The 18650-nt window shown below is 38.8% G+C and carries 16 protein-coding genes; 1 reads left to right on the top strand and 15 read right to left on the bottom strand.

From position 1 onward, the window contains the following. Positions 1-379: 379 nt before the first annotated feature. Entirely contained in the window at positions 380-1486 is a 1107-nt protein-coding gene (locus ACRD64_RS17600; protein ID WP_430934773.1) for a nucleotidyltransferase family protein, read from the bottom strand. Positions 1487-4601: 3115 nt separating this feature from the next. Between ACRD64_RS17600 and ACRD64_RS17595 the strand changes: the two genes are divergently transcribed. Then, a complete protein-coding gene (locus ACRD64_RS17595) occupies positions 4602-5939 on the top strand; it encodes a glycosyltransferase family 4 protein (RefSeq protein ID WP_430934772.1) in 1338 nt (445 codons plus the stop codon). Here ACRD64_RS17595 and ACRD64_RS17590 read toward each other — a convergent pair. The 14 genes from ACRD64_RS17590 to ACRD64_RS17525 form a co-directional block, all read right to left on the bottom strand. After that, the gene (locus tag ACRD64_RS17590; protein WP_430934771.1) at positions 5923-6939 is read right to left on the bottom strand and encodes a glycosyltransferase family 4 protein; all 1017 of its coding nucleotides are present in this window, start codon (positions 6937-6939) and stop codon (positions 5923-5925) included. The two genes, ACRD64_RS17595 and ACRD64_RS17590, sit on opposite strands and share 17 nt — an antisense overlap. 16 nt (positions 6940-6955) lie before the next feature. Next, positions 6956-7372 (bottom strand): type II toxin-antitoxin system VapC family toxin, encoded by a 417-nt coding sequence (locus ACRD64_RS17585; RefSeq protein ID WP_430934770.1) that lies wholly within the window; start codon positions 7370-7372, stop codon positions 6956-6958. Next, on the bottom strand, positions 7369-7620 hold the full coding sequence (locus tag ACRD64_RS17580; protein ID WP_430934769.1) for a DUF6364 family protein: 252 nt from the start codon (positions 7618-7620) through the stop codon (positions 7369-7371). Before ACRD64_RS17580 ends, ACRD64_RS17585 begins: the two co-directional genes overlap by 4 nt. A gap of 470 nt (positions 7621-8090) precedes the next feature. Continuing rightward, positions 8091-9458: a hypothetical protein gene (locus tag ACRD64_RS17575; protein ID WP_430934768.1), complete on the bottom strand. Its 1368-nt coding sequence runs from the start codon at positions 9456-9458 to the stop codon at positions 8091-8093. Next, positions 9455-10684, bottom strand: a complete 1230-nt coding sequence (locus ACRD64_RS17570; RefSeq protein ID WP_430934767.1) for a glycosyltransferase family 4 protein — start codon at positions 10682-10684, stop codon at positions 9455-9457. Before ACRD64_RS17570 ends, ACRD64_RS17575 begins: the two co-directional genes overlap by 4 nt. After that, positions 10681-11667: an acyltransferase family protein gene (locus tag ACRD64_RS17565; RefSeq protein WP_430934766.1), complete on the bottom strand. Its 987-nt coding sequence runs from the start codon at positions 11665-11667 to the stop codon at positions 10681-10683. Before ACRD64_RS17565 ends, ACRD64_RS17570 begins: the two co-directional genes overlap by 4 nt. Beyond that, a complete protein-coding gene (locus tag ACRD64_RS17560) occupies positions 11654-12934 on the bottom strand; it encodes a glycosyltransferase (protein ID WP_430934765.1) in 1281 nt (426 codons plus the stop codon). Before ACRD64_RS17560 ends, ACRD64_RS17565 begins: the two co-directional genes overlap by 14 nt. 73 nt (positions 12935-13007) lie before the next feature. Then, positions 13008-13691 carry a transposase gene (locus ACRD64_RS17555; protein WP_430934764.1) on the bottom strand — a complete coding sequence of 228 codons (684 nt, stop codon included), beginning with the start codon at positions 13689-13691 and terminating at the stop codon, positions 13008-13010. 195 nt (positions 13692-13886) lie between these two features. Further along, positions 13887-14753, bottom strand: a complete 867-nt coding sequence (locus ACRD64_RS17550; protein ID WP_430934763.1) for a hypothetical protein — start codon at positions 14751-14753, stop codon at positions 13887-13889. Between the two features lie 417 nt (positions 14754-15170). Then, positions 15171-16145, bottom strand: a complete 975-nt coding sequence (locus ACRD64_RS17545) for a glycosyltransferase family 2 protein (protein ID WP_430934762.1) — start codon at positions 16143-16145, stop codon at positions 15171-15173. Next, complete coding sequence (locus ACRD64_RS17540; RefSeq protein ID WP_430934761.1) at positions 16142-16885, bottom strand: acyltransferase; 744 nt, start codon at positions 16883-16885, stop codon at positions 16142-16144. The genes ACRD64_RS17545 and ACRD64_RS17540 overlap by 4 nt, the downstream gene beginning before the upstream one ends. 62 nt (positions 16886-16947) lie before the next feature. Then, entirely contained in the window at positions 16948-17319 is a 372-nt protein-coding gene (locus ACRD64_RS17535; RefSeq protein WP_430934760.1) for a type II toxin-antitoxin system VapC family toxin, read from the bottom strand. After that, positions 17306-17482, bottom strand: a complete 177-nt coding sequence (locus tag ACRD64_RS17530) for a hypothetical protein (RefSeq protein ID WP_430934759.1) — start codon at positions 17480-17482, stop codon at positions 17306-17308. Before ACRD64_RS17530 ends, ACRD64_RS17535 begins: the two co-directional genes overlap by 14 nt. A gap of 145 nt (positions 17483-17627) precedes the next feature. Then, positions 17628-18500 (bottom strand): glycosyltransferase family 2 protein, encoded by an 873-nt coding sequence (locus ACRD64_RS17525; protein ID WP_430934758.1) that lies wholly within the window; start codon positions 18498-18500, stop codon positions 17628-17630. Positions 18501-18650: the final 150 nt, after the last annotated feature.

The raw sequence follows: 18650 nt of genomic DNA, 5'->3' as shown, positions 1-18650 counted from the left end.
AGTCTTCGCAATGATAGAGTGCTATGTGCCGATTTTCCGCCAACGTTTAAACGATCTTTTTTGTATCAGGACAGGCTTCTTCGTTCCAACAGCTAGGTGATGAATTTCGGAATAATCTCCCCCTTAGCAAAGGGGGCGGTACATATTCATGCTGCAATTAAAGCCTTGCAGGGGGATTGGTTCTGGAGGGATACCATCTAATGTGAATTCCCCCATAGCGTTATGGTGGCCAGACTGGTTCGAGACTGCCCTCCTTCCCGACGATAAATATTGGTGCAGGTTTGCATGGGGGAATGTCGATCGCCTGCACTGGCAACGCTTTCCGGCTGGACTGTGCTTTGTCGATTGTTGGAGGGGAAGTGTCACACCCTTGCCTGCATTACCTGCTTTTTGAAAGAAACATTCGAAAAGATCTTGTAGTAACCGTCCATAGTCTTTTGATCAAAGAAGTCACCCTGGTGTTGTCACCCCTTAGTAGGACACTTTTAATAAACCGTAATTTGTTCCCCAGTCCTTTGGTATTCTTTAATCGTTCAAATGCTATGGCGTAACTGTAATCCGTGTTTTGCTGACCGGATTCTTGTATAAGCCGCACAAAAACAGATGATTCAGTGGTTGACAAGGAGCCTTGAAGGCTTTTGGGAACAAATTCAAAACGATAGTCGAACAGAAACTCGGCTTTCTTCATTACATCCAAAACAGGGACTTGGATATTTAGCTGCTGGATGATCTTCGTCAGCTCTAACTTATCTGCTTTAAAATATTCTGACTGAGAAAGCAATACCAAATCCAGAAACCAGCTTAAGCGAATCCCTCCTCTTCGCATGGTTGAATATGCATGCATACACAGGTAACAAAAGTTGAGCATGGGAGGTAATGTGAATACATTGTCGTATTTGATCAGGCTCTTTTCGATAAGGTCATTGGGAATTTGATAATCTACGTCCAGGGGAAACAGGCTGGTATGTAATTCAATCAAGACACCTTTGAAAATAATTCCAGGTAAATGATGACCTGTCTTTTTATCGTGCGCTGCCTGTTTTTCGCCTGAGTGTTGGGCTCCTTTGCTTACGAGTAAATCGAAAGCCTGTTGCGCTTGACCGTACATAATTAGAATATCCAGATCGCTCATCGGGCGGGTATTAAAATCCGGATAAATGTATTGAGCGAGGAAAATACCTTTTAAGGGTACAAACGAAAGATGATGTGCATTCAGCAATTCCTGAATTTCCTTCCAGACATTTTGAATGCGCGTGTTTCGGAACAGGGCGTTAAAATAGTCCTTTTTTAAAATCGGGTAGAGTTCATCGGGGATAATCTCTTTATTGTCTTTGATGCGATGAAAAAGATAAGGTGATAATCCATTTTTTAGGGCAAACAAATGTGCCTTCTCTATAGAAAATGCCTCGTTGGGTCGGGTAATCTTTCCCTGGATCCAATCCAGGAGAACGATTTCTTCATTCGTAAAGTATCCCTGTTTTGTCATAGTCGGCACAAAATAATTCTATTTTTTCTTTTATCCACAGATTTACGTTGTGTAATTAGGGAATTCGCTTTTACATTTCAACTTCTTCATGCCTGCCAAAAAGTGGTTTACATCCCTTGTGCTGCGTATTGGGTTTCGGAATAATCTCCCCCTTAGCAAAGGGGGCGGTACATATTCATGCTGCAATTATAGCCTTGCAGGGGGATGGGTCATGGAGGGATACCACCTAATGGCAATCTCCCGTACAATGCTGCATTGCTGCAATTCATCCGGGTCATCTTTTTTCATGTAACATGCCGCGTTCACCCCTGGCCCCTAAAGGGGAAGTCCATTGCACTGTGAGGGTCGGAGGGTGCCATGTGCCGATTTTCCGCCAACGGTTAAATCATCTTTTTTGTATCGGACAGGCTACTTCGATCCAACAGGTAGTTGATGAATTTAGGGTTAATCTCCCCCTTAGCAAAGGGGTGTTAAATATAGTGGCCAAAAACAGAGCCTTGCAGGGGGATTGGTCATGGAGGGATACCACTGATGTCAATCCCCCGAAGGATGTTGCATTGTTGCAATTCATCCGGGGTTCCCCTTTCCTTGTAACATGCTACGTTCACCCCTGGCCCCTAAAGGGGAAGCCTTTGCACTGTTTGGATAGGAGGGTGCCATGTGCCGATTTTCCGCCAACGGTTAAATCATCTTCTTTGTATCGGGACAGGCTACTTCGTTCCAACAGGTAGGTAATGGGTTTAGGAATAATTTCCCCCTTAGCAAAGGGGGTGGTAAATATTCATGCTGCAATTATAGCCTTGCAGGGGGATTGGTCTTGGAGAAGTAAATGTCAATCCCCCGCAGGATGTTGCATTGTTGCAATTCATCCGGGTTCCCCTTTCCTTGTAACATACCAAGTTCACCCCTGGCCCCTAAAGGGGAAGTCTTCGCAATGATAGAGTGCTATGTGCCGATTTTCCGCCAACGTTTAAACGATCTTTTTTGTATCAGGACAGGCTACTTCGTTCCAACAGGTAGTTGATGAATTTAGGGTTAATCTCCCCCTTAGCAAAGGGGGCGGTACATATTCATGCTGCAATTATAGCCTTGCAGGGGGATGGGTCATGGAGAAGTAAATGTCAATCTCCCTTACAATGCTGCATTGCTGCAATTCATCTGTGTTCCCTTTTCCTTGTAACATGCCGCGTTCACCCCTGGCCCCTAAAGGGGAAGTCCTTTGCACTGTGAGGGTCGGAGGGTGCCATGTGCCGATTTCCCGCTAACGTTTAAACGATCTTTTTTGTATCAGAAAGGCTACTTCGTTCCAACAGATAGTTGATGAATTTACGGTTAATCTCCGCCTTAGCAAAGGGGTGTTAAATACAGTGGCCAAAAACAGAGCCTTGCAGGGGGATTGGTAATGGAGGGATACCACTGATGTCAATCCCCCGTACGATGTTACTTTGCTGCAATTCATCAGGGTTCCCTTTTCCATGTAACATGCCGCGCTCACCCCTGGCCCCTAAAGGGGAAGTCCTTTGCACTGTGAGGGTCAGAGGGTGCCATGTGCCAATTTCCCGCCAACGTTTAAACTATTTTTTTGTATCGGACAGGCTACTTCGTTTCAACAGATAGGTAATGGGTTTAGGGTTAATCTCCCCTTTGGCAAAGGGGGTGGTAAATATTCATGCTGAAATTATAGCTTAGCAGGGGGATTGGCCCTGGAGGGATACCATCTAATGTCAATCCCCCGTACGATGTTGCATTGCTGCAATTCATCCGGGTCATCTTTTTCCATGTAACATGCCACCGTTCACCCCTGGCCCCTAAAGGGGAAGTCCTTCGCACTGTGAGGGTCGGAGGGTGCCATGTGCCGATTTTCCGCCAAAGTTTAAACGATTTTTTTTGTGTCGGACAGGCTACTTCGTTCCAACAGGTAGTTGATGAAATTAGGGTTAATCTCCCCCTTAGCAAAGGGGGCGGTACATATTCATGCTGCAATTAAAGCCTTGCAGGGGGATTGGCCCTGGAGAAGTAAATGTCAATCGCCCGTACGATGTTGCATAGATGCAATTTATCCGGGTCATCTTTTTCCATGTAACATGCCACCGTTCACCCCTGGCCCCTAAAGGGGAAGTCCTTCGCACTGTGAGGGTCGGAGGGTGCCATGTGCCGATTTTCCGCCAACGTTTAAACGTTTTTTTTTGTATCGGGACAGGCTACTTCGTTCCAACAGGTAGTTGATGAATTTACGGTTAATCTCCCCCTTAGCAAAGGGGGCGGTAAATACAGTAGCTAAAAACAGACCCTTGCAGGGGGATGGGTCATGGAGAAGTAAATGTCGATCCCCGCAGAATGTTGCTTTGTTGCAATTCACCCGGGTTCCTTTTTCCATGTAACATGCCACCGTTCACCCCTGGCCCCTAAAGGGGAAGTCCTTTGCACTGTGAGGGTCGGAGGGTGCCATGTGCCGATTTTCCGCCAACGTTTAAACGATCTTTTTTGTATCGGGACTGGCTGCTTCGTTTCAACAGATAGGTAATGGGTTTAGGAATAATTTCCCCCTTAGCAAAGGGGGTGGTACCTATTCATGCTGCAATTATAGCCTTGCAGGGGGATTGGCCCTGGAGGGATACCATCTAATGGCAATCTCCCGTACAATGCTGCATTGCTGCAATTCACCCGGGTTCCCTTTTCCTTGTAACATGCCACGTTCACCCCTGGCCCCTAAAGGGGAAGTCCTTCGCACTGTGAGGGTCGGAGGGTGCCATGTGCCGATTTTCCGCCAAAGTTTAAACGATTTTTTTTGTGTCGGACAGGCTACTTCGTTCCAACAGGTAGTTGATGAATTTAGGGTTAATCTCCCCCTTAGCAAAGGGGGCGTTAAATACAAAGGCTAAAAACAGAGCCTTCCAGGGGGATTGGTAATGGAGGGATAGCTTCTAATGGCAATCTCTCGTACAATGTTGCATTGCTGCAATTTATCCGGGTTCACTTTTCATTGTAACATGCCACGTTCACCCCTGGCCCCTAAAGGGGAAGCCCCAGGTGCTTTCGGCTTTGGAATTTTCAACTTTACAAACTTTATATTCTTTCAACTTATTCTCTATCTTTAAAGCCTAAAGTAAATTTCATGCAAAAGAAGAAGATTATTGCATTTATAGATTGGTATATACCTGGGTATAAGGCTGGGGGAGGACAACGCGCTTTTGCCAATATGGTGAGTTACCTGCGCGAGACCTTCGATTTTTATATTATTACACGTAATACAGATTTTTTGGAGACAATTCCATATGAGGGGATTGAAAGTGAAAAATGGGTGGAGTGTAACAAAGGTGAGTATGTGTTTTATTGCCCGGAGTCTAAGGTAAATCAAAGATTATACAAAAAATTGATTCAGGAAGTGAGGCCTGATGAGGCCTATATTAATGGAGTGTATTCCTGGAAGTTTTCGATATTACCTTTAATTGTACTAAAAAACATAGGTTTTAAAGGTAAAAAGGTATTAGGTACCTATGGTATGTTAGCGCCTACGGCTATCAATATTAAAAGAAGGAAGAAGCAGTTGTTTATTATTCTCTCCCGATTATACGGTTTATATAAAAATGTATTGTTCCATGCTACAAGTGAAAAAGAAATAGAAGATATAAAAAATGCTCTGGGTAAAAAGGTTAAGGTTCAAATAGCACCTCATTTACCGGTAAAGGAGTTGCCAGACTTTAAAAAATTAGATAAGAAACATGGAGAATTGAAATTGATCTCGATTGCCCGTATATCGCCGGAGAAGAATACTTTGTTTGCGTTAGAACAGCTCAAATACTTACAGGTAGAGGGAACAATTCTCTATGACTTATATGGCCCTATCTATGATAAACTTTATTGGCAGGAGTGTCAAAATGTAATTAAAGAACTGACAGATAATATCAAAGTCAAATACAAAGGAGTGGTTGATGGTAATCAGGTCTTGGATTTGTTCACAAATTATCATGCCCTTTTTATGCCTACCCGAGGAGAAAATTTCGGTTATGTGATTCTCGAAAGCTTTATGGCCAGCAGACCCGTGATTATTAGTGACCAGACACCGTGGAGAGGATTGGAAGAGGAGAAGAGTGGCTTTGATTTAGATTTGAATAAGAGCACGGATTACAAATCCGCGCTAGCTGGATGGGACTTGACCTTAGTCAACAGTCATCAGTCAAAGGTAAATAGTGAGAAGCAAGGAAAAGGGAGCAAGGAGGCAGGAGAACGAAAAAAGGAGAAAAGAAGTAGTCAGCAATTAGAGGGTAACTGTCAGCAGTTTTCTATAGACAGTAAGCAGTTGACTGAAAGTCGTTGGAGTAATGTTCTTAACCTATTAGTGGATATGGAACAGCAAGAGTTTGATATTTGGTGTGAAGGGGCAAGAAAAAGGGCAGAGCGTTTTATTAATGATCCAGCATTGGAAAAAGGTAATATCAGTTTGTTTGATTAAGCTTATTCCATATTTTTTGGTACAAGCCCTCGTACATGCCAGCCACTGTTTGTGGATTAAAGCGCTTGACGTTTTCTAGACCCAGGTGGATAAGTGTGTTACGGTAAACCTCATCATTAATTACTTTAAGAATACCTTCCTTTATAGATTCAATATTATAAGGATCAACCAAGCAAGCTGCATCACCGGCAACTTCGGGCATAGAGGATAGGTTAGATGTGACAACGGGGCGACCTGTGGCCTGGGCTTCCAATATGGGCAGACCAAAACCTTCGTTAAGCGAACAAAAACTAAGCAAATCACAATTAATATATGCTTGTTTTAACTCTTCTTCGCTTATTTGATAATGGTTCTCAAAATTAATAGATTTCTCTTTGAGAAGCACCTGATGACTTTCCGCAAGTTTTCCAACGATAACCAGTTTGCATTCAATTTCCTGAATAGCATCAACCAGTCTCTCAATATTTTTATTAGGTGTACTTCCTATATGCAGGATGACCGGACACTTTGTACTAAAGGTCTTGGGGACCACTTTAAAGTCTTGTGAAATAATATTGGGTATTACCATTATTTTTTCTTCCCTGCAACCGGTATATTTAATGAGTTCTTTTTGAGTAATTCCTGAGATAACCGTAATATATCTCGACCTTTTAACAGGTATATAAACCCAAAACAACCACAAAATAAATCTTGAAAATCCTTTACTGTTTTTTAAAAAAGTAAAATCGTGGTAAGTGTTTATGGTCCTGTTCTTTTTTAAAAAAGGGGTGATAAAATGAATATCGCCCGTTATATGGTTAATGGTACCTTGCTTTTTCCTGGCTGCAAATGCACTTTTAATCCGCGGAATTAAACCCTGACTATAATAGGGTAAGGTGAAGATATAATAAGAAGTAGCTTCTGAAAAGTTTTCTCTGATGGTTTCAAATAATTTTTCGATACTAAAATGAAAATCGTAAGGACGGCGCTGGAAGAAAGTGATATGTACTGATTTGCTCATTTTTACAGGTTGATAACTATTCCATTGTTTTAATAAATTGTTTAGCTGTCATTACCGGTAGTTTTGAATTTTTAAAATCTTTTAGATTTCTGGTAATAATCAATTCTTGCTCATTTTCAATGGCAGTAAAATATTGAAGTCCATCTTCAAAATCTGAAAACGTTTCGTCATTTAAGGCCAATCCAACCGTTTTATCATCTAATGGCAAAATCTTAACTATTAATCTCAGCTTCCTTAATATTGATTTCGCTTTATCTGAATCTATTTGTTTTAATAGAATGTAACTGGTATTGGCAATCGTTAAAGATGATACTGTTAATTCTATTTGCTTTTTGTCGGCAAGGGAAAATAAAGTTGCAGCTTCTTCAAAAAACAGCTCTCTTCGGGATAGTAAGTCAATCACAATGTTTGTGTCTACGAAAAGTTTCTTCATTTATACTTCTCGTCTAAATAATCACGATACTCTTTTTTGTAATCAAAATCATCAGGCAAATTAATCACACCGCTCAAACTCTCAACAAGCGGAGTAATTAAATTTTTTTTCTCGTCTTCTTTTTCCTGTGTTATACTATCAAGATAAGATTCAATCATTTTTGATAGACTAATTTTATGATTACGAGCATAAATTTTAGCCCTCTCAATAACATTATCATTTAGCCTCAAGGTCAATTTTGTATCCATAACTTTAGAATAGAATTACGTACAAATATATATAATCAATACGTCATTTGCAAAATTCTTTGTCCTATGGGGTTGTTACTTAGTCTAAATAATATACTATAGCTACTTTTTGTTTTAATCACAGCAATCGCAAAAGGTACATCGCATAAACGCAGAGGACACAGTGGAATTGCAGATTAAAGGCACAGATGTTCTTGACTTGACTAATAATGACCAATGACAGCTACAGGGTGAGCTGTTTATCTGCTTAATCGTCTTACCGCTTTATGCGTGTAGTTGTAAACTTGTTAAGTTGTCCGTTTTTCAATTCCACAACTTAAGAATCCTACAAATGTACCGCTACCCAACTCTACACCTCCTTAATATAAAAAAAACGGTCTACAGATCACTGTATACTGCTTGCTAGATTTAAGTTTATACCAATAAGGATTTATAAAAGATTTTTCTATCTGCATAAATAAATATGATGGCTAATTTGTTGTTACATCAACAGGGGTGATTTTTCGGATGTAAAATCGATGTAATAAAAATAACACTATACTTGCTTTTATAATATGATTTAAGGGGGTTAATAAATCATCTTCAGCTTTGATAATGTAAATAAATAAATAGGGTATAAAGAAGAAGTAGATGGGATAATTGTTAATAAGCGTTGCAAATTTTTTAATCGCAAAAGAATAAAACAAACCTACAGTATACATAAATATTAAACCTCCCCAATAACCAAAATTTGCCCAACCTTCTCCCAGAAGACTGATGTTCATACTTGTATTTATTAAATTATGCCCTGTAAACCGTTCGAAATTTTCTACACCACCTGCTTTGGCCTTATTGGGCATTAAAAAACGTGGAAAAATAGCTCCTATAACAGCATCCTTAATGGTTTGTCCTTGGGCATAGGGTTCATTATCAGGAACCCATTTCATTACCCAGGTAACCAGTGCTCCCTGATTGGCACGTGTAACCCTGGCAGAAAGGTTGGATTCATCGGTCAAATTTTTAAAAGTGAGGCGTTCCCAGAATAATTGGCCTAACAAACCTGTTCTTGTGGCGAATGATAAATTATTGCCTTCTTGTTCCCAAACAATATCGCGATAATCCTTTTTGGCACCATCAAGCGTAGTAATCATAAATATGGCCAGGATTATGATAGTAGCTTTTTGAATGTATGACCAATTGAAATGGATGAGCATATAGTATAAAAAAGCAAAAGCAATCCATATCATGGCTAAATAAAAAACACCAGAGAAAAAAGCATCTCTAACAACTGGTAAAAAAGCTATAAGTATCCATAATACTTGGTTTTTATTATGATTTTTCTCCAATATAAATATGATACCTCCTATATAACTCAGAAATACCAGTAATGTAAAGAAATACCTTAAGCCTCCCGGTACAAACGGAGAGATGGCGATAGCCACATAACCTATGGCGATTAGTTGTTTGGCTATACTGGTTAGCTTGTAACGTTGGGTTTTATCTTTAAAAGTGGAATAGTCAAGAACTGATGAATAAGAGAATAAGCCTAGTGCAAATAACAAAATCCCGGGGACAGCATAGCTAAAATATTGATTAGGTAATACCTTGGGTAAAAAAGCTTTATCCGGATCCTGGATATAAAAAGCAATAAAAGATGACATTAATAGTTGTAAGGAAGCTACCAGAAAAGCCAATTCTTTAATGGGTATGGTATTACCCAATTGATCGATAAAGAGATAAAACGCAAATAGAAATATTCCTATACTTAACGTGGATACAAATGGAATAGACCATACGAAACTACATAAGGCTGTGATGAGCAACGAAATGGCTATAATGTTCTTGTTGCGGGCAATCATTTTTGTATATAAGCGGTTAAATTCTCAGCCAAAGTATTGAAATTCCATGGCATTATGATGTTCTGAAACCATTCTTTTTTATTGCGGTGTATTTGATCTAGGTTTGTCTGTAAAATATGGATCAGACTGTATATATCTCCCGATTTAAAGCAAGAAGTATTTGGGATTAAATCGATAGCGCATCCCACCTTATCACTTGCAATCACCGGTCTTCCACATGCCAATGCTTCGTTGACTGCCAGACCCCAAGTTTCTCCAGGCCCTTGGGAGGGTAAGCAAAAAATATTGGATAGTCGATATACAACCGGCATCGTGGATTGGTTTTGAAAGGGTAGAAAGAAAATGTTAGAGTTACTTTTTGCATTGGCTTTGAGTTGAGATTCAAGAGGACCCGAGCCTAAAAAGATGAGCTTTAAATGCTTGTTATCAGAACTTAGTTCTTTAAATATATCAAGTAAAAATAAAGGATTTTTTTTACTTTCAAATTTACCGGCATATAGTAATACCACATCATCCTCTTTTATTCCCAGCTCGGTTCTCCACCGTCTTGCTTTCGCTTCATACTGTTTTTCTTCGCTATCAAAAAACCGGTTGTTGTCGATGGCATGTGGTACAAATACCAATTGATTTTCTTTTAAACCATGCTCCAAAAAATAAGCTTTGTTGTTTTGACCCACATAAAACGCGGTATCGATGTGCCGGTAGATGTAGGAGAGAAAGGCTTTGCGTAACTTATATTTACCATACGATTTTAGGTTTGAGAATATGGCAGTTGGATGGCAATTATTCTTGATACTTGATACTAAACTTTTGATACTTCTTATTTCATAATCCAAAAGGGTGCTGTCGCCACGGAATAGTACAGGTATTTTACCTTTAAAGTAGCGCATAGCTTTAAAATGGGCTTTATAGTTCCAACCAAAAACAAGTACATGCGTTGCACCCCATTCCCTAATTTCCTTAATTAAAGAAGGACAAACTATTCCGTTAAACCGATGGCCTCCCGGAGTTTTTGCAGTATTATTCACAAAAGTATATGGGTATCCTTCCAAAAGGGGAATATCCCAATCTATTTTTTGATTGAAGTCCGGATCATAATTATCTTGTCCTTTTTGACTCCAGGTGTAAAATACCTTTAGCTTGATACCATTTTTTTTGGATAGCATGGCAAACCATGGGGCGTTGTATTGGATAGGATGGGTGGAGATGATGGCTAATTTTTTCATTTTGAGTAACTAATTTTTTTCGCATAGTTATGAAATGGCTTTTCTATAAAATGATAATATAAATGTGAAATGCCAATGGAAAATAAAAGAGCAATAATCAATGCCAATACCTTACCAAGTTCACTTAGGTCAAATCTTTTGGCGATATTTATGATGCGTCCCCCCAAAGGTACATGTAATAAATACAATGAAAATGATATCTTGCCAAAATAATTGAGAATATTATAATTCAGTATATTTTCTTTAAATAAGATTATTGAAGCTGTACAAAATACGACAAGACTTATTATCCCGTTATGTTGTAATAGTATTGTGCTTGTTATAATTATAAGGACTCCAGTAAAGATTGGTTTAGAGAGTTTCTGGGCTTTAAAAAGTGCAATTACAATTCCAATTAGAAAAATATCTATGTACTTAAACAAGGGGGTAAATTCTGTTGAAACAAATATGCCAAGTAGTAAAATAGATAAAGAAAATAATTGTAAGAATGGCTTTTTAATCATAAATATTGGAAGGAAAACAGCCATTAATAAATAAAAATGGAATTCTATTTCTAAGGACCAATAAACTGGATTGAACCAGTTTTCATCAAAAAGACGCACAAAGTACCCTAAATGCAATAGTATATTGTTGATATCAATATTAAAAGTTTGACCTTCAAATGATGGAGATAGAGTAGATAGGAAGTTAAGTGAAATAACTAATATAATAGATATAAGATAAGGAGGTTCAATGCGGATAATTCTTTTTATTAGAAAAGTGCCAAAATAACGTGTTTTATAATTCGCATTTATCATAGACCACGTTATTACAAAACCTGAAATAACAAAGAATACTTCAACTCCTGTCCAACCATATCTAAATGTATTTCTAATTAAAGAATCTTCTTGAAAAAAGCCTTTGGTTAGATGAAACATGGTAACCATTAATGCGGCAATTCCTCGCAATGCATTAATGGCGGGAATATTGTTATTCAGTTTCATTATTTTTAATAATATTTTTAAAGAAGTTTATCTGCTTTTCCGCCATTCTTTTATCCGAATATTCTTGGTAATAATCCCAGTTGGTGTCTGCTTTAAACTTTCCCTGATTGATTATCTCCCGAATTTCTATTTCTACTTCTTCTTGTTTTGTTTTTAATTCCTCTTCACTTTTAAAGGTAATGACAGGTCCTGTATTACATCCTTTTAAAATGCTTGACACACTGCTTAAGGCATGGGTTAAGGCTATAATGGGCTTTTGTGAGAGTATGTACGGGTAAATCTTCGAAGCGGTATAACCTGCTTCCATGGAGCCAGGCAAAATGATCAAATCAGCATCTAGCATGACTTTGATCGCTTCAAAATATCCCACCCTCTCCGGTATCTCGGTTACATTTTCATCAATTCCAACTTTTTGTGCAATGGGCATGGCAATGGATTGGGCATCTGGGGCATACGAAGAACCCACAAAATACAAGTGGATATCTAGTCCAGTTTTATCAATCACCGATTTAAATGCCCTAAACATCAATTCCAAAGGTTTGGGCATGCCAGGTGTAACCGCTCCGGTATATACCACATGAATACGTCCTTTCTTTCTTTTAAAAACAGGATTCTGGATTTCTAGTTTATCCACGAAGTCAAAATCTGCTTTGCAGGATGCAAAGGGAATAACAGCAGAGGGTAAGTTTATTTGATAACGTTTGTTTAGGCTTTGAGGATAATTTTCAGAAACAGCAATCAGTCCATCTGCATAGGGAACGGTCCACTTTTCCAATTTAGAATCCAGGAAATGAGCTATTTTGTATTTTGGTGGTTGCTCATGTTTAGGTTTGTCCAGGTAAAAATCGTTACGCCAGGGATCCTGCATATCCAGTATAAAAGGAATACCATATTTTTTTTTCCAAATGCGACCCAAAGTCATAGCAGGAAAAACCGTGGTGCTGAAATATATTAAATCAAAGTTGTGTTGTTTGATAAGTTCTGTACCCGCTTTCCTTAGCTGCCACCAGGCTCTATATCCAAGATTTCCTAATCCTATTTTCCGGGTTGCAGCAGCTGGTAAAGCTTTTACCCTTATTGTTCTGCAAAAGTCTCCTGCCATCTCAAGAACAGGGTCTAAGGGAGCTTCTGTATATAAGGGCTCAACAGCTAATACCGTAACATCCCATTCCCATTTGATAAACCAAGGTATACTTACTCTGATGCGATGATGATCAGGTGTGTTGACAGGAGGAAAAGTTGGGCAGACGATTAAAATTTTCGGCATGGTTTTATAAGTGTTAGTGCAACCTTAGAAGTCTTTGGGCGTAGCAGACCCCCAAGGCGTTGAAACAGGCAGTTTAAATTTGCAACCAGTCTTCAATGCTCTTATCTGATGGGTTTTGGTTATGTTCTGATATAAAGTTGTCTTTAGTACCAAACATCTCAATAGTTCTATTACGCAATAGCTTTGTTTCTTTTTCAGAAATACATGAGAGGTAAGAACTCCATGGATATTCAATGGCATGATTGCAAAAGCCGTGATGAACCGGATTATTATGAATATACATCAATACCCGTTTTAGATAAACAGTGTTGTATATAGGTTTTCTCTTGTACGGATGTTCAAATAAAGAACCATGACGGTTGTGCTTAAGGTTAAAGTACTTCGAGTACGAACTGAATAAATGTGCAAAATGATTAGATGGATTAGGAGTCTTTTTATTTTTAACTTCTATTTCTGGTTCACAATCAATTGTCTCCCATTTCCTGAGACCGAGGATATCATTTTCCTTTGTAAACTTTTCAATATCACTTTTGGAATATTTGTATGCTTGGTTATTTTTGGGAAGTATCAGCAAATGTATGTGGTTTGGCATTAGTACCCATGCCAAAGTAAAGACAATCGGATAAATGTACTTTTCGTATAAAAATAAGAATCTCTTATAGTCATCCGGTTGAGAAAATATATTGCAACTGTTAATGCCTCTGTTGTAGATGTGATATATGTTATTGGCATCTAAAGGTACTGATTTATTAGGCATGGTTTTGTTGTTTTTCCGACGTTAGGGTGCAAGCACGCCGAAGGGTTTGTGTTGTATTTGTTTTTCTGGTTTTGCTTTTAAAAAGTACTTTTTGATAAGATAAAATGCCATAACACCGTGGACTTTCAATAAAGCATTTGTAATTCAGCCCATTGCCAAACCCTTGGGCGTTGCAGACCCCAAGGCGTTAATACTTTAGGTGATCAGTACCCTTTTCCATATTTCCACCAGCTTACTACTTTCCTTTTCCCAGGCCAGCTCTTTGCCTTTTTTAAATCTATCTAGTTTGTCGGTATTAATTTTGTTCGTGGCTTCCAGCATGGCTGCAATTCCTTTTACTATTCCCTCTTTATCCTGCCCGCATACGGTACCCAAATCGGGGTGCTCCTGCATAAACTGCTTTTGTGCCGGGGTATCCGTGGCCAATATACACAAGCCGGCCTGTGCATAAGCAATGATTTTGTTGGATATAGCTAAACCATTGTTTAAGTCTTTTCCTGGTTCAAGTGCCAGGCCAATATCATGGTGGGCCAGTTCAGCATGCAGTTCAGGTTGGGAGAGGGGAGGCTTTATAAGAAGTGAGATTTGAGAAGTGAGATTTGAAATTTGAGATTGAAATGTTTGTACGATTTGTTTTTCAAACTCGGGATCCATATTACCAATTAAAGTGATGATGAGTTGTTGAGTTGTTAATTCGTTGAGTTGATTTAGGGCTTCAAAGAGTTGTTCTAAGCCGCGACCAAAAGAAATAGTTTGGGAGAACCAGACAAGACGCAAAACACCTGTGCTGCCAGCTATAGGCTTGTGGCTATTAGCTAATGAGAACTCCGTGGAAGGAAAGCTGTTGAGGATGACCTGATGGTTGGGATGATCCCCTATCAGTTTTAAAGAGTATTCACCAATAAGCGGACTGGCACTGGTTAATGCACTGGCTGAAGGAGCACATTTTTTTAAAAGAAACTCAGTACAAGATTTATAATGTTTACCTGCTTCTGGCACGTAAATCCCGGGATCATAGTCTTCAATATCGTAGATAAAAGGTATATCTCTTTTGATCGCCATATTCCATATGGGATAAAGGGTACCTAAATTATGACCAACTAATAAGTCAATGTTTTTAATTTTTTTTAGGGCATAGAGTAGTTGAATTGAACGTCGGGTATGGCAAAGTGCATTGAAAAAAGGATTTCTTTTAACAACAGGATAAACAAATCGTATAATTTTTTCAAATAATGCCCAAAATAGCCAATGGATTTTTCTATCAGGTGTGGCATCAAGTTGGATAAAACATACAGATGATCGCTCTTTTATTTGCTTTTCATTGATAGGGTCGCTCCAATTACCTAGCCTCCATACAACAACCGTAACCTTATATCGATCTTTTGCTATATCAATCTCCTTTAATAAGCGAGGATTAGTTGGCAGGTTATTGGACGTAAGAAATACGATGTGTTTTTTTGCTTTGATGGCAATAGGTTTTTATAACAATTTATGTATATAATATGAAAATGACTTTGCAGATTTCCATCCGCAAAGTTTTTTTATGGTTTCAATTACTTTTCCTCCCAAAATGGGGCTATAGTTACTTCCTCCCAGTTCGTTACACTTTTTTAACGCTACATTGCTAATATCTTTAAAGTTGGGCCACGCTTCAATAGCCACATGTTTATATTGAGTCGCTATAGCATATTTGGCTTTATCACTTTGTGTTTGGGTAAATAGATATTGCTCCTTGAGTTGCGTTGCTAACAGGTTGCTTTCGAGATGTTGCTTTTTCTTTAAAGAGGCAATATTACCACCATAGATGTGCTTGCGATAAAAATTTTTGATATCAGGTACGAATTTTATCCCGTTAGAGTTGAGTGCTATTCTGGCAAAAAACTCTCCATCCTGATCTTTTGACAAGCTTATGTTCCATGATCCGTTTTTTTCAATAAGTGTTCGAGGCGTTAACCAAGCACTGGTTTGAACCATATTGGGTTCTTTTTTATTGCCTCCCCAAAGATTTATAAAAAAGTCACACGCTTGATCTGTTGAAAAAAGGTACGGGGCATCTGTATTTGTTGCATTATTAATATTGTCTGTGAAATTCCAAGTTGCACAGACCGCTATTGAATCGGGGTAATCTATTAAAGAAGTTACTTGTTTTTCTATTTTTTGGGGGCTTAACAAATCATCTGCATCCAGATACTGAATGTAGGCACCTTTTGAATGTTGAAACCCCATGTTACGCGCAGCACAAGCTCCTTTCGATTCGTTTTTAAGGACTTTAACAATTTGCGGATGCTCTTTTGCAAAGTTTTGGGCAATAGCATAACTATTATCTGTTGAATGATCGTCGATAATGAGTATTTCTAAGCTCTTGTATGTTTGCTGTAAAACGGAATTTAAAGTTTGGGCAATAAACTTTTCGGGGTTAAAACAAGGTATGATGACGGATACTAATGGTGTCATTGTATAGTTTTAATTTGTTTGGCAGGTACGCCACCCCAAATAGTTAATTCAGGTACATCTTTAGTGATTACGCTACCGGCAGCCACAACTGCATTTTTACCAATGCTTATTCCCGGCAGGATCGTAACACCACTGCCAATCCACGCCCCATCTTCAATCACAACCGGTTTTTTCACAATGCCACCTTTCCAGGCAGCTTTGTTGGTTTGCTTATAATCGTGGTCGTGGGTGTAAATGGTACAATTGGGGCCAATGGCTACTTCTTCGCCGATGGACAGATTATCTGTAATATCCAAAATAGTGTTATCTCCAATGTGTGTTCCTTCTCCGATGGTCAGGATTCCCTGTACCGATTCCCGGGAAAAGATAGCGCAGTGGGTGGCAATTTTTACATCGTTACCAAAAAGCCATTCCTTAGCGGTAAAAATGCGACTCCCGTATTCGATGGAAAAGTTATGGCCGATTTTAAGCTTACCCCCTTTGCCAATTCTTATATCCGTATTAGAATCGAATATTGCTCTTTCACCTACCAAGAACTGAGCCGATTGTGCAATTAATAGTTTAGCATGTTTTTTTAATTGCGTGTAAAAGCCCAGTTCAATCGTGCCTTTCCCTTCAACAATTATCGGGAAAGCAATGGTTGCGGTGCCAATCCCCTTAATTTTACTGAGGTTAAGCAACCAATATACATGGCGGGCAAGCCGTTTAAGCCAGTAGCTTATAAGTTTAATGAGTACCATTAGTTGGATTGTTCAATTGGAAATCCTTTTTTGGGATTAGTGTGCAGATGACATATCGTAACTTACTTTTCGTAAAGTATTAGATTAAGTTCTTCCAATTTTTTAAAATCTTTATCTGATGTAATAATTGGAAAATCGTGATATAGGGCGGTTGCAGCTACAATGCAGTCAGGTAGCTTGATCGTATATTTGCGCCTAAAGTCAATGACAAGTTCTTTGATTTGGTTGTTTATGTCAATAATCACAAAGTTATCAAGCATAAGTTTAATGGTTGAAATATGCTTTGCAGATAAATCCTTGAACCCTAGTAATTCAAGTTGTGTGATAAATGAGAGATATATTTTTCTGCCATGGAGTATTTCTGCCAGCGAGCGATCTCCGTTAAGGAGGTAAATGGCGATGTTTGTATCGATAAATATCTTATCGCCACTCATCCCTTAATTTTTTTTGAATAATCAACGCATCTTCGGGGAATTGAACTGCTCCACAAAATTCAAAGGCATTAAATCCTTTACGTTTGCCCCATTTTTTTGATATTTCAAGTAGTTTTTTTTTTATTTCTTCGCCCGAAGAGCCTTTTTTTATAGATGTCATCATGATTCCTGTTTTATTTTCTAATATATACTAAAAATTCCTTATCCGCAAACTGTTTATTCAGCGTTTACACTGCCTACCTTTCAAATTTATGTAACATGGCGAGCAAGCCGTTTTATGTAATAAGTGAATAATTTGAATAGAACTATCATCGGGTACCTTTAGATAGAATGCTAAGTAAACTCATTTTGGATGCTTTTTTAAGCTCCATCCCCTTTTTTATGGAGTGGTGCTTGGCAGCGCTTAACACAGCCCGGGCTATTTTCTGTTTGTTTTGTTTTAGTGCTACTTGTTGATCTTTATTGGGTAAAGGGCAATTGTCGTCAGTCAGTAGGGTGCTGGTAAGCAGCAAATATTTGAACGGTTCCATAGGGTCGGATCTATGCAAGCTACTTTCTTGATCATCATGCAGGCGATACCAAACCATACCATGGGGCATTAATACTACCGGAAATTTTTGCGATAGTAAATTCCACATTTCAAAATCGCCCAACATTCTTTTGCCAGTAAATCCACCTGTTTTATCAAAAGCAGCTTTTTTAATAATGGCAGACAATGGGGCTTTATGAAACAGTGGAGTCTGAAAATAATGCCGTTGATAGGCTTGTTGGGGTGATAATTGAAAAGGAAATATTTGATTTTTATCCTGGTCCAAGGAGCAAAGGCCATAACCCGCTTCGGGGAATTGCTCCATATAGTAAACTAATTGCTCCAAGCCATAGGGGTATATCATATCGTCGGCATCCACATATTTTAGGTATTTACCTTTGGCATAACTGGCTGCCTTATTACGGTTGGGGTAATCGCCCAGGTTGGTTTCGTTAACATAAACCTTTATGCGGGCGTCTTTTGTTTCATACGATCGGGCAATTTCAACAGAGTGATCCTTGCTCCGGTCGTCCACAATAATCAGCTCCCAGTTTGGATAGGTGCTGGCCATAACGCTTTCGATGGCCTCGGCAATGTATTTTTCGCGGTTGTAAACCGTCATTAACACGGAGACAAGAGGAAGATATTTCATGTTCATCTAAGTTTTAGGTGACCAACAATAAGCAATTGAAAATAAGCAAGCCAGGCTAAAGTTGGAGATGATATTATTGAGTTACAGATACTAATTTATTAATGAGTAAAATGATGGTTTTTACGAAAAAAAGGCTTGAACCACTGCTTG

Origin of the sequence: Saccharicrinis sp. 156, from assembly GCF_050589685.1 — a bacterium.
Taxonomy (GTDB): Bacteria; Bacteroidota; Bacteroidia; order Bacteroidales; family Marinilabiliaceae; genus Saccharicrinis.
The sequence above is the reverse complement of the archived record's forward strand: the minus strand, read 5'-3'. Positions and strand labels throughout refer to the sequence as shown.